Origin of the sequence: Segatella copri (genome assembly GCF_949820605.1) — a bacterium.
Classification (GTDB): domain Bacteria; phylum Bacteroidota; class Bacteroidia; order Bacteroidales; family Bacteroidaceae; genus Prevotella.
In genome coordinates, this window is the sequence record NZ_CATKVU010000007.1 from 400343 (window position 1) to 413739 (window position 13397).

Genomic DNA, 13397 nt, shown 5'->3' on the forward strand with positions numbered 1-13397 from the left:
TAAGCCTTACCTTTGCAGCCCGAAAAAAGGAATAGATATGAAAAAAGGATTAGGAAAAATTAGAAAGATTAAAAAGAAACACATCTTCCTGGCCTTATTGGCTGTGATTGTTCTGGGAGGTTTGGCGAAGGCTTACTCTGCCTGGGTGGGTACTACCCGCATCGCTTTCCTCAACTATCAGGCTATTGCGCTGGGACAGATTTCGCATGCCAACGACAATGCGATGATTAAACTGAGTGAGATCACAACCGATGATTTCGATCATCTGGATGATTACGATATGATTATCGTGAATGGTATGGGACTCCGAATTGACGAGAACCAGCGCAAGCAGTTGGAAGAGGTTTCCTACAAGGTGCCAACACTGACTCATGCTGCTACCAACCCAGCCAACAATATCGTATCGGTAGATAACTTCGATGCTGATTATCTGATGCAGTATATCGAGAACGGCAGCAAGAAGAATTATCACAGTATGCTCGCTTACATCCGTAAGTTTATCGACGGAAAGAAGTTCATGGCTCCAGAACCGGAACGTGTGGATGAGCGACCAAACTATCTCCTGACTCATTTTGACCCGAAAGATGAGAAGGGTGATGAACTGGGTTTCAACAGCATCCGTGAGTACAATGCCTTCCTGGCGAAGAACGGATTATATAAAGAAGGTGCTCCTGCCATCTTGCTCACCGGTTTTATGGGTGCGGCTCCTGATATGGAAAAAGCTTTCGAAAAGAAGGGATTCATGGTGTATCGCATCAACCAGCTGCAGAGCTTTATTGCCGGTCATCATGCCGACAGTATCCAGGCGAATGCCGTAGTGAATATGGCGCACGGCAGACTGGGCGATTACTTCGTTGAGTTCCTGAAGCAGAAGAATATTCCATTGTTCTCACCTCTTAATATCAACCGTTTGACCACCGATTGGGAGAACGACAAGCAGGGAATGAACGGTGGCTTCATGTCGCAGAGCATCGTGACTCCGGAGATTGATGGTGCCATCCGTCCATACGTGGTTTTCGGTCAGCGCATCAACAAGGAGGGCTTGCAGGAGGTTTACGGCATCCCTGACAGAATGGAGAGTTTCGTGGAGAGCGTGCAGGGCTATGTGAATCTGAAGAACAAGAAGAACAGCAACAAGCGCATCGCCATCTTCTACTTCAAGGGTCCCGGTCAGAATGCACTCACCGCTTCGGGAATGGAAGTGGTTCCATCGCTCTACAATCTCCTGGTTCGCTTGAAGAATGAGGGATACAATGTAGGCAAGTTGCCAGCCAATCCTCAGGAACTGGCAAAGATGATCCAGGCTCAGGGTGCCGTCTTCGGAACCTATGCCGAGGGTGCTTATACCCAGTTCCTGAAGTCTGGACATCCTGCCCTGGTTACCGCCCAGCAGTTTGCCGGATGGACCCAGAAGGCTTTGTCTAAGAAGATGATCAAGGAGATGAATCAGCTCTATGGTTCCTTCTCTGGCAAATATATGGCTACCGATGACGGTAAGCTGGCGGTGGCAAGACTGCAGTTCGGTAATGTGGCTCTGCTTCCACAGGTGATGGCAGGCGTGGGAGGCGACTCCTTCAAGATTGTGCATGGCACCGACCAGGCACCTCCTTACACCTATGTTGCCTCTTATCTCTGGGCACGTTATGGTTTCAGTGCCGATGCACTCATCCATTTCGGAACCCACGGTTCGCTGGAATATACTCCGAGAAAGCAGGTGGCACTCGACAGCAACGACTGGAGTGACCGATTGATTGGTGTGGTTCCACATCTTTATATATATACCATCGGCAATGTGGGCGAGGCGATGATTGCCAAGCGCCGTACCTACGCTCAGACCCAGAGCTATCTCACCCCTCCTTTCAAGGAGAGCGAGTTGCGACAGACCTACAAGCAGTTGAGTGATGCCATTCAGTCATACGAGAAGAAGGCATCTACCGAACAGTCGCTCAAGGTGAAGGCGCTGACCGTGAAGATGGGAATCGCCCGAGAACTGGGACTCGATGCCAAGCAGATGAACAAGCCTTATTCTGCAGATGAAATCGCGAGAGTAGAGAACTTTGCGGAAGAGTTGGCAAACGAGAAGATTACCGGCAAACTCTATACTCTGGGTGTGCCATACGATAACGATGATATCCGCACCAGTGTCTATGCGATGGCTACGGACCCTATTGCCTACGGAATGCTGGCAGTAGATAAGTTGAAAGGTCGTGCTCAGGAGGGTGTGGAGAAGCACAAGCAGCTTTTCGACCGTCTCTATCTGAGCAAGGCACGCAATACCGTGACCCAGCTTCTGGGTTCAGCCTCGGTTTCTGATGAATACATCTGCCGTTATGTAGGAATCACTCCTGCCGAACTCCAGATGGCTCGCAAGGTTGAAGCGATGCAGGCTGCTCCAGATCCTATCCAGATGATGATGCAGATGGCAGACCAGATGGGTGGAGCGAAGGAGGCGAAGCCGAAGAAGGTAGATCACCGTACGGTAAGCGAGCTCCGTGCAGCCAAGGTTTCTCATAAGAAGAAGGTTCCGCAGATGAGTCGTGAGGCTTTTGAGAAGATGGAGCAGACCGGTCACTTCCCTGACAAGATGATGGAAGCCATCAAGAAGGGACAGAAATGGTATCAGGAGGATTTGAAGAAGGCGAAGATGGCGAAAGCCGGCAAGGCGTCTCAAAAATCTTCTAAAGATAAGGGTATGATGATGTCGAAAGCACCTAAATATACCCGTCAGCAGATTCAGCTGGCTCAGGCGATTACTACCGTAGAGCATGCCTTGCAGAATGTGGGCAAGTATTCGGAGGCGCTCCGTCAGAGTCCGCTCAACGAGATGTCTTCTCTGATGAATGCCCTGAATGGCGGCTTTACCGCTCCATCTCCAGGTGGTGATCTGATTGTGAATCCGAACACCCTGCCTACCGGTAGGAATCTCTTCTCCATCAATGTGGAGAATACACCATCGGAGGATGCCTGGGAGAAGGCGAAGGAACTTTGCGACAATACCATCAAGATGTATTGTGAGCGACATAAGGGTGAATATCCTCGTAAGGTGAGCTACACACTCTGGAGCAGCGAGTTTATCGAAACAGAGGGTGCTACCATCGCTCAGATTCTCTATATGCTCGGTGTAGAACCGGTAAGAGATGCCTTCGGTCGTGTTACCGATCTGCGTCTCATCCCATCCAAGCAGTTGGGCCGTCCTCGCATCGATGTCGTGGTTCAGACTTCCGGTCAGCTCCGCGACCTGGCAGCATCCCGTCTCTTCCTCATCAACAAGGCGATAGAGATGGCGGCAAATGCCAAGGGTGACAAGTACGACAACCTGGTGAAAGCCGGTGTTACCGAATCGGAACGAGTGCTCGTAGAGAAGGGTATGTCGCCAAAAGAGGCACGCGAGGTGAGTATGTATCGTGTCTTTGGTGGCGTAAACGGCAACTATGGTACTGGTATCCAGGAGATGGTAACCGCAGGCGACCGCTGGGATAAGGAGAGTCAGATTGCCGAGGTCTATATGAACAATATGGGTGCCTTCTATGGTGATGAGAAAAACTGGGAGACTTTTCGCAAGGCTGCTTTCGAGGCAGCGCTGACCCGTACTGATGTGGTGGTTCAGCCACGACAGAGCAACACTTGGGGTGCTTTGAGTCTCGACCACGTATATGAATTCATGGGAGGTATGAACCTCGCTGTGCGCAACGTAACCGGAAAGGATCCGGATGCTTATCTCGCCGACTATCGCAACCATAGCAATATGAGAATGCAGGAGGTGAAGGAGGCTATCGGCATCGAGAGCAGAACCACCATCTTCAACCCAGCCTATATCAAGGAGAAAATGAAGGGTGGAGCCAGCAGTGCCAGCACATTCGCCGAAATCGTAACCAATACCTACGGCTGGAATGTGATGAAGCCAAAGGCAATCGACAAGGAAATGTGGGACGAGATATATAATGTATATGTCAAGGACAAGTACAATCTCGGAACCAAGGAGTTCTTCGATAAGCAGAATCCGGCAGCGCTGATGGAGATGACCGCCGTGATGATGGAGAGTGCCCGAAAGGGAATGTGGAAGGCTACTCCTCAGCAGCTCAAGGACATCGCCAAGCTTCATACCGAGACTGTGAACAAGTATAAGCCTTCATGCTCCGGTTTCGTTTGCGACAATGCCAAGCTGCGCAACTATATCGCCAGCAAGACCGATGCTGCTTCTGCCAAGGAATATCAGCAGAATGTAGAGCAGATCCGCGATGCTGAGGCTGCGAAGAACAGCAGCGACAAGGGTATGGTGATGAAGAAGGAGACGCTGAATGAGGATGCTCAGAAGACCACCACTGTGGTGAGCGGCATCGTAGTAGGTGTCATCGTCATCGTAGCATTCGTGATGTTGGCGATTCTGATTCGCAGAAGAAGAAAGAATATGGTTGAATAGAAATGGAGACATTAGTTTTAGTAATGATGATATTGGTTTGCTTCAGTTTTGTGCTGAAGCAGACCTTCCACGGAGTGAAGGAGATTATGATCATCTCGGTGCTCGTAGCCTTCTTCGTGGGAATGACCTGGCCACTTGCCATCGAGCAGTCGAAGACGCAGATTGCGGCTTGGATAGCCGACCAGAAGCTGATGCTCGATATGGCGGTGCTGCTGAGTATCGACGTGGCACTCACGATGCTTTTCTGTGTGCACCACGTAGATCTGAAGACTTCGGAACATGTGAGCCGCCGCAAATGGGTGTTCTTCATCTTCCTGAAGTACTTCCCGGGTTTGCTGTTTTTCCCAGTGCTGTTCAGTGTTCTGGTGATGACCATCTTCCTGCTTCCTGGCGTATCGTTCCAGGTAGTGGCATGGGTGCTTGCCGTAGTACTGCTGGTCTTGACGCCGGTATTCACCTATGGTTTGAGATGGCTCTTGCCGGAGCGACCAATCCGCTTGGAACTGCTTTTCCTGGTAGAGGTGCTGCTCGGATTGATGGGCATCATCGGTACGGTGAATGGCAGGACAGCGGTGGCAGGATTCAACAGTTTCGATGCCCTCTCGCTTCTCGGCGTCATCGCCATCGTCATCGTAGGAATGGTAATAGGGTGGGCAATTTACAATTATCAAATTAAAAAATATAGAGTATAATGAATTACATATCAGACGTATTGTTTTGGATTTCCACAGGCATGCTGGTTCCTGTGATTATTTTGTTGATTTTCTTCTTCCTCAGAGCCTTGTTGCTCCTTGGAGGTTTCTTCGGACAGTATCTTGTAAAGCGCAAGTCGGGTGCGGAGATTCGTGAACAGATGAACACCCTGACGCTCGATAATATCGATACCCTGGGCGATCGCTTGCCGAAGAACAAGCAGGCTGTCATCGTTTCCTATATGAAGAAACTCGTGGACAACCGTCAGAGCAAGGCGCAGGTGAATCGCATCCTCGACCAGTATGCCCAGTTTGTTGAGAAGGATCTTTCTCTTCCATCTACTCTTCTGAAAATGGGTCCGATGCTCGGTTTGATGGGTACCTTGATTCCGATGGGTCCAGCCCTGGTTGGTCTTTCTACCGGTGATATTGCTTCGATGGCTTACAATATGCAGGTGGCTTTCGCTACCACCGTAGTAGGATTGTTCTCTGCAGCCATCGGTTTTGTAACCAAGCAGACCAAGAACCGCTGGTACACCGAGGATATGAGTAACCTCGAGTTTATGGCAGACCTGATTGATGAGAAAAAGTAACTCCTTAACATCTTGAAAAGAATATGAGACAAAGACGTAGAAGTCGTCTCTCGCATGATGGCGAGGATGATGATCCGATGAGCGTAGTGAGCAACCTCTTCGATGTGGCGATGGTGTTTGCCCTTGCCCTGATGGTGGCACTCGTTTCGCGCTATAATATGACGGAAATGTTCAGCAAGGATAACTTCACTATGGTGAAGAACCCTGGCAAGGAGAATATGGAAATCATTACCAAGGATGGTGAAAAGATAAATCGCTATACTCCTTCTGAAGACCAGAGTAAGAAGTCGGGCAACAAGGGAAAGAAGGTAGGCATTGCTTACCAGTTGGAGAATGGCGAAATCATCTATGTTCCGGAAGATAAATAATCGGGGATTGCAAATCCCCTCAAACAGAAAATATTATTGTAACTAAAAGAAAAATAAAGAAAAATGAAAAAGTTTAAGACAATGATGGCCATGATGTTGGCTTTGGTTTCTATGTGTGTAGCATTCAGCTCTTGCAGCAGTGATGATGATGACAATACTGCTGGCGGCGCTAAGGAAATAGTAGGAACATACACAAGTACTTTAAATGTGACTGTAATGGGACAATCTTCTACGTATGAAGATAAAACTATAAAAGTGGAAGCTGTTGATGATAATACGGTAAAGATTACATTGCCTTCATTTGGTGAAGGTATGATGACTTTGCCTGAATTTACAGTACCTGCAGTTAAAGTCTCAAGTTCTAATGGTGGATATGTCTTAGCTCAAACGAAATATACAGGTACTGGTCTAAATGTCAAAGGTGAAGAAAAACAGTATACAGTAAAACTGGAAGGTTCTTTTAAGAATAACACTCTTTCATTGAACTTTACTTCTGTTTTTGGGGGTATGCCTATGGAAATGGTAGGTAAATTTGAAGCTACTAAGAAGTAATATAACTCGATGAAACAAAAAATATTCGCACTATTCCTGATCCTTTGCGGATTGTGCCTGAATTTGAAAGCCGAAACCCAGGGCGATATCGTGGGTAGAGTGCTCGATGATTCGGGCGCACCTCTGGCGGGTGCTACCGTCCAGATTTTGCATGCAAAGGATGGGGTAACAACTGATGAAGACGGATATTTCCGCATTCCTTACAGTAAGGATGGAGCGGTGAGAGTGAAGGTGAGCTTTGTGGGCTATCAGACTCAGACGTTCGTACTGAAAGCGGATGAGAGAAAAGGTGAGCAGCATGTGCTTCGCCTTCAACCGGATGCTACTGCCCTCGATCAGGTGGTAGTTACCGCAACCCGAACTCCGAAGGCTTTGAAGGATGCTCCTGTGGTAACCCGTCTGATTACCGCCAATGATATCAAGATAGCTGATGCTACCAATATCCAGGACCTCCTCACCGAGCAGATGCCGGGTCTGGAATTCGGCTATGCCATGAATCAGGAGACTTCTCTCAATATGAATGGTTTCGGTGGAAATGCCGTGCTCTTCCTTGTAGATGGCGAGCGATTGGCTGGTGAAACCATGGATAATGTTGATTATAGTCGTCTGAACTTGGATAATGTAGGACGTATCGAGATAGTAAAGGGTGCTGCTTCGGCGCTCTATGGCGCCAATGCCGTAGCCGGAGTCATCAACATCATCTCCCGTGAAAACAGCGAACCTTGGACTGCCAATGTCAATACCCGCTACAACAACTTCAACAAGGAGTGGCGCTACGGTGGAAGCTTCAGCTTCAATGCCGGGAAATGGAATTCGCAGACCAGCATCCAGCGCACCACGTCGGATGAGGTTCAGCTTACCAGTCCTTTTGATACAGAATCCAACATCCTCCATATCTATGGTGGAGAGACCTTCAATGTGAAGGAGCGTCTTACCTACAAGCTCTCTGATAAGGTAAAACTGATAGGTCGTGGCGGTTATTTCAATCGTATCAGCAAGCGCAGCAACTATGATGATCATTACATGGATTATTCTGCCGGACTGAAGACCGTGATGAATCTTTCGGAGAATGATAATCTGGAGATTTCTTACGGCTTCGACCAGTATGACAAGGCTCGATATGTGAATGATGAGCGTACTCACGACCACGATTATACCAACCGTCAGAACACCGTCCGTGCCCTCTATTCCCATATCTTCGGCAAGAATACATTGACGGTAGGTGCAGATGTCCTGAACGATTATCTTACCACCTATCAGTTTGCCAACAATGGTTCCAAGACTCAGAATTCATACGATGCCTTCGCCCAGTTCGATTACAATCCTTTGCAGTGGTTGAACATCGTGGCAAGTCTTCGTCATGATTACTTCTCTGCATCCAGCCAGCATGCCACTACCGGTCGTCTGGCTCTGATGACCAAGTGGAAGGGCTTCTCCATCCGTGCCAACTATGCAGGCGGATTCCGTGCCCCAACGCTCAAGGAGATGTTTATGAATTTTGATATGGCAGGTATGCAGATGATTTACGGTAATCCGGATCTGAAGCCGGAGAAAAGCAACAACTACAACCTGGCGCTGGAGCATACCGGAAGGGTGAAGAATGCTGGCTTCTTTACCGGTCAGTATAGTCTTACTCTCATGGGCTATTATAATAAGTATGATAAGCGCATCACTACCGAGGATTATGCCGATTATACCCCGGGAACCGGTCAGCCGGATGTGGCTTCGCGTTATTGCAACGAGGATGGAGTAGAGGTGAGCGGCATCGACTTCAGTGCCCAGTACCGTTCGGATATGGGACTCGGTGTGAAACTCGACTACAGTTATCTCCATGTGGGTGGCAGAAGTGTAGATTCCCAGTTCTCCCAGCCTCGTCCGCATTCAGCTACCTGGCGTCTCGACTACGACCGTCAGCTCTGTTCGTTCTATCGCATCAATGCCGCTCTGTCAGGCAGATACCTGTCTTCTCCTGATACGAACATCGAGAAGCATGACAGCAGTTATCAGTTGTGGAAGTTCACGCTTCAACAGCGATTCCTGGATGCCGTCAATCTGAATTTCACGGTAGATAATCTTTTCGGTTATACGCCAAAGAACTATTATTGGAGTTCTGCGATGACCACCGGCCGCACCTTCACGGTAGGCCTTTCTATCGATATCGACCGTTTCGTAAAGGTATTCTAATAAAAATAGCAGGGTGGACCAGTCTTCCATCCTGCTTCTTTTTTATTAATAGCCCCCTCTCTAACTGTATAAAAACAGGTAGTTAGGGCGGTGCTATCGCATTTTTTATGTCCGTTTTCAAAACTGATACTGCCCCTATGAGATAGGGGAGAATGTAGATGAAAACGTTGAAAAATCGCCCTAGAAATATTTCTTCTTCATTTTCTTCAAGAAATCCTTGGTGATAGGGAAGCCGGAGGCATCACCTATTACGGAGTCGGTATAACAGAAGGGACATTCGGCTGTAGGCGGCTCATCAGGGAGGTAATCCGTGATTTCGGATGGCGAGAAGATTTCGCCGCAGAAGAAACAGCCGCACTTTTCAGATTTTTCTATTTGTTCCTTGTTGCTGAAGCTGCAATCGTGAGCTTGGCGGAAGATCCTGTCTTTCTCCTCCTCTTCTTTCTGCTTTTTCTCAGCCTTTTCCAGATACCCCTTGAATCGTCTCTGAAGATAGAGCGGCACATGATAGTGAGGGGCGAAGACATACAGCGACGGAACATGGTCGTGGTATTCGTAGCCGGGACCATCTATCACGGTATAGCTGTCATCCGTTTCATCATATGGCAGTTTATCCAATCCCCTTTTATCCTTGGCAGCCTGGTTTCTCTCCCAGATCCATTCGGTGGTAAGCGGAGTTCCGACAACGATGGCAAGTTTCACCTCATCGCCACGATATACTTCCACGATGTCACCTTTCTGGAATCTAATCTGTTCTGCGTTTCTGCCTCGGAAGGTCTCGTCAGGATGACGGTCGTATGCAGGCAAATCGCAGACTCCGGGATAGTAAATGCTGAAACGCGAACAGCAGTAAGACCGGTCGATCAGTTTTCCCTCACCGTCATACACTCTTTCCGAAAGACATTCACGGTCGTAGTGCAACAGTCCCAGCGGAATCTCCGAGATATAATAGCAGAAGGTATCCAGCGGATAGTCGTCTTCCTCCTTCATCTTCTTGCGGTAAAGGACATCCTGGTGCATCAGTCTCTCTGCCTCCTCCAAAGTTGTAGTGAAGGCTTGCGGACAATAGGTGTTCACCTTATATTTCGGATAATGTGAACGCTTTTTCTCCTCCAGCTCTTCTGTTTCTAAAACTTCGAGCTTGAAGATGGCAGGAACATCCCGATGCTGTGGATGCTCAGCCAATTGCTTGAATTCTTCGTATGTCATGGGATGGTTATTTTAAGAATTTATGAAACTTGAGAATCTGAGATCTAAGTTCAGGTATTCTGATGCCTTCAGAGTCTTTGCCTTCTTGATTGTTAAGATGCCTTTTGCTGATAGTTTTATGAATTTTCAGTTTTCTCATGTCCGACTTGCCGTTAGCTTTATGGTTCCACCAAGGCTTGGGATATGCATGTCTTTTTTTGTATCTCGTGCCATCGCAGTTCTGGATAAAGATTTCCAATACTAATCCATCCATTTGACAATCATGCGGGATGTTGATGGCACGTCTTTGGATATCCATTTCGTAGAAGATACTTCCGTCCTTTTTGCAGAGCACGATGTCCAGATAGTCTGGCATATCAGGTATAGTTCCAGGCTCTGACATTTGTGGTTGAAACTCCCCAAACTCTTCCTTCACATACTCGAATAGTCCCCGAGTATATTTTTCGATATCCACCCCTACATATCGAGTATAGGTGTATTTGATGATACATAAAGACATTTTATTTGCCATTTTATTCTTTCTTTTTGGTTATACCTTTATAATATAGTAATATGAAGGGAAAATTTCAAAAAATATTCTTGTAATTCCAATTTTTCATCTTAAAATTTAGAACGGCAAGGGATTGTAAGCTATAGCTCTACTTGTTTTGCTATTTTACAAGAACAATGACTTTATTGATATTGTCAATCATATCGTCAAGTGTTTTATCTATATTTTTAGTAACGTTATTTAAATCGTTATAATAGAAAACTCCAAAAGATTTGTATCGGGGCTTATCTTCTGATTCCACTTTCTTAGGGGAAACCATAGTTGCAAGTTTAGCTCCTCTAATGATCCTATCAGTCTCTTCATTCCAATTCTTTGTATCATGTTTTTTGGAATATTTTGGCTTTTTCGAAAGCATATCTAAAAAACCGGCTCTCAAAGGATGGTTACCTTGCTGTTGGAGCACAAAGATACCCTTTTGGGGAATAAGATACTTCAATTCAAGGAGGGCTTCACCATGGTAGTAGCTAACTCTCATAAATAATTTGTCTTTATTTTCAGTACCATTTTCTCCCCAGATTTCTTGATCAGAAGTGACGATTATTGGCTGAAAATCTTTACCAAACTTCTTTTCTAGTTTCTTGGCTAATTGCAAGGCACATTGGTGCATAACAAGTTTCTGCCATATATCATTGCAGCGCAGGGGGGAAGAATCCATTTCTTTGAGAATTTCCCAATTGTCAGTATATTTAATTTGTTCCAAATTGTTGTTGATATAGGTGTAGAATGCATCAATAAACTCGCAATATTTTTCTAGAAGTTCCTTGTAAAACTTATCTTTGACAAGATCCAGATTGTCGTGTAGGGTTTTAGAGTAATCTGCATATGTCACAATTATCCATCCGGATTCTTTGACAGCTTCTTTGTCTAAGAAATCTTCAGCTAATGTGAGTAAGATATACTTTGTCTTTGGAAGTTTGGCGTTTTCTTTCCAATTTTCAAATTTTGCACTATTAAACTTCAGTTTTGCTTTACATTGTGCTTTGTCTGCCTCTTCGTTAAGAGCGTCAACTTTCTTTTGATAATTTTCAAGCTGAGCCTTATAAGCTATGCTCTTGAATTTATTCTCTAGAACCAGACGGATTCTTCCCGTTTTTGATTCCTTATCGTTGGTTATTTTCTTGCAAATACTAAAATCAAAATTCTTGTATTCACGTTTGACTTCCATACAATCTGTATTATAATCAAAAGTATCTTCTCCTAACCAGGTATAAAGAATCTTTTTGAAAAGGGCTTGCGTTTTCTTATCTACAGCTAACCATGCCAAAAAATTGCTATGAAACAACTCTTTGGCTGATAAGGATAGATGGAAGATGGGATTGTTCTTTAATTTTTCTACAAATGTATCCATAATTCTTCGTTATAGTTTCTATGACAATGTCGTACTTGTTTGCGACATCGCCTTGTTTATAAATAAGAAGCAATTCCGCTTGGACAAGCATAAGAACTTGCCGACTTCGTTCTTGTGTACAATGAATTGTCCAGATTCTCAGTACGAACCAAGCATAGTTGTTTCCTTAACATGTCTGCTGCTTGTTTATAACAGCACTGCAAATATACCATTTTTTTTCTAAAGTTGTTCATTGTGAGCTGATTTTTTTGTAAAAATAGGTGTTTTTTCTGCTTTTTCAGCGTTATCATTTGAAAGATTGATATTACAATAAGGTGGTTTTCATATTTTTTGTCTCTAACGGAGTTAACCTTTAGTCTCTTAGAAGATGCTCTTCTCCTCTCCCGTAGGATGAAAATAAAGAAAACACTCATGGCATTCGCTATTATATCAATAGGAAAGCCATGAGTGTAATTGGTTTATTGAAGTCTTAATTTTCTAGAACCTGTCCAACTTACTTTGCTGATAGATTCTGAGGTAAGTTCAAGTGTCTTGTAATCTTTGGAAACGGTACCTCGTAGGACTAGATCGTTGGCGTAAACGGTTATGTCATAGCCATTCGCTTCCCATTCTCCACTCCAAGTAGCATCGTCTTGCAATGTTTCCTTGATGCTGACTTTGCCATTGTTCTTGAAGGTGAGACGCAAAGATTCTGTGGCTGTACTCTTATCCAAGTCTCTTTCGTCATCATATACGATGTCGTCTTCAACTTGGCGAGTTACCTTATATACCATTTTCCCTCTTTGTGCAACTGTGTCGCTAAAGATTTTTGTAGAGTCTACTTGTGGCTCTACTTTTTCGGAAACGATGGTGTCTTTTATCACCGTACTGTCTACGGTTTCTGCATCTTTAGTCTGTTTGTTGCCACAGGCGGTAAATGATGCGACTAGGCAAACGCCTAATGCTGTGATAATAGAATGTCTCATGAGGCTTGTTATTTGATTTCCTTTACAATTTTTGCGGATGCAGCACAGTCCTTGGCTCTAACCAGAGTGATGTCACCTTCATAACTGTCTGGCAAAAGGTTAAAGTTGAGATGATCACATTCTGCAAAGCCGTTCTTCATGTGATAACTAACATTTGTGAGAAACTTCTTGCCGTTTTGTATCAAAACTAAGGCATCTCCTTCGTGTTGTCCATCAAATGCATCTGCGCAATCTTTCTTGACGCCAGGCTTCTGTAATGCCTCCTTTACAGACATACCTACTGCCAAATTGTTTGATTTAGCAATACTGTCTGCTTTTGCAATACTATCAGCACGAGCTATGCTATCGCATTTGGCAATACTGTCTGCTTTAGCTTGCGCTATGGCAACTGAATCTATTCCATTCTCCTCCTTGTTATTCTTGTTGTTTGAGCAACTTGTGATGCTTGTTGTGAAACATACAAACATCATGATTAAAAAATGTTTCTTTTTCATTGTCTTGTAATTTGAAATTTAC

Annotated in this window: 11 protein-coding genes; 6 read left to right on the top strand and 5 right to left on the bottom strand. The window is 45.4% G+C overall.

The window, feature by feature from the left end; translation table 11 throughout:
* Positions 1-67 precede the first annotated feature (67 nt).
* From RCO84_RS16225 to RCO84_RS16250, 6 genes are all read left to right on the top strand, one after another.
* Entirely contained in the window at positions 68-4420 is a 4353-nt protein-coding gene (locus RCO84_RS16225) for a cobaltochelatase subunit CobN (RefSeq protein ID WP_445081700.1), read from the top strand.
* A 2-nt stretch (positions 4421-4422) separates the two neighbouring features.
* A complete protein-coding gene (locus tag RCO84_RS16230) occupies positions 4423-5112 on the top strand; it encodes a hypothetical protein (protein ID WP_264901317.1) in 690 nt (229 codons plus the stop codon).
* Positions 5112-5705 (top strand): MotA/TolQ/ExbB proton channel family protein, encoded by a 594-nt coding sequence (locus RCO84_RS16235; protein ID WP_089543797.1) that lies wholly within the window; start codon positions 5112-5114, stop codon positions 5703-5705. The genes RCO84_RS16230 and RCO84_RS16235 overlap by 1 nt, the downstream gene beginning before the upstream one ends.
* Before the next feature lie 23 nt (positions 5706-5728).
* On the top strand, positions 5729-6073 hold the full coding sequence (locus tag RCO84_RS16240) for a DUF2149 domain-containing protein (RefSeq protein ID WP_317585725.1): 345 nt from the start codon (positions 5729-5731) through the stop codon (positions 6071-6073).
* Positions 6074-6136: 63 nt separating this feature from the next.
* Positions 6137-6625, top strand: a complete 489-nt coding sequence (locus RCO84_RS16245; protein WP_287828693.1) for a calycin-like domain-containing protein — start codon at positions 6137-6139, stop codon at positions 6623-6625.
* Positions 6626-6634: 9 nt separating this feature from the next.
* On the top strand, positions 6635-8809 hold the full coding sequence (locus RCO84_RS16250; protein ID WP_317585727.1) for a TonB-dependent receptor: 2175 nt from the start codon (positions 6635-6637) through the stop codon (positions 8807-8809).
* A gap of 180 nt (positions 8810-8989) precedes the next feature.
* Here RCO84_RS16250 and RCO84_RS16255 read toward each other — a convergent pair whose 3' ends face one another.
* From RCO84_RS16255 to RCO84_RS16275, 5 genes are all read right to left on the bottom strand, one after another.
* Positions 8990-10018, bottom strand: coding sequence for a hypothetical protein (locus tag RCO84_RS16255; protein WP_317585729.1), 1029 nt, complete (start codon positions 10016-10018; stop codon positions 8990-8992).
* Between the two features lie 7 nt (positions 10019-10025).
* On the bottom strand, positions 10026-10529 hold the full coding sequence (locus tag RCO84_RS16260) for a hypothetical protein (RefSeq protein ID WP_317585730.1): 504 nt from the start codon (positions 10527-10529) through the stop codon (positions 10026-10028).
* Positions 10530-10668: 139 nt separating this feature from the next.
* Positions 10669-11916, bottom strand: coding sequence for a PD-(D/E)XK nuclease family protein (locus RCO84_RS16265; protein ID WP_317585732.1), 1248 nt, complete (start codon positions 11914-11916; stop codon positions 10669-10671).
* Positions 11917-12374: 458 nt separating this feature from the next.
* The gene (locus RCO84_RS16270; protein ID WP_200756161.1) at positions 12375-12881 is read right to left on the bottom strand and encodes a hypothetical protein; all 507 of its coding nucleotides are present in this window, start codon (positions 12879-12881) and stop codon (positions 12375-12377) included.
* A gap of 8 nt (positions 12882-12889) precedes the next feature.
* Positions 12890-13375, bottom strand: coding sequence for a hypothetical protein (locus RCO84_RS16275; RefSeq protein ID WP_317585734.1), 486 nt, complete (start codon positions 13373-13375; stop codon positions 12890-12892).
* Positions 13376-13397 lie beyond the last annotated feature (22 nt).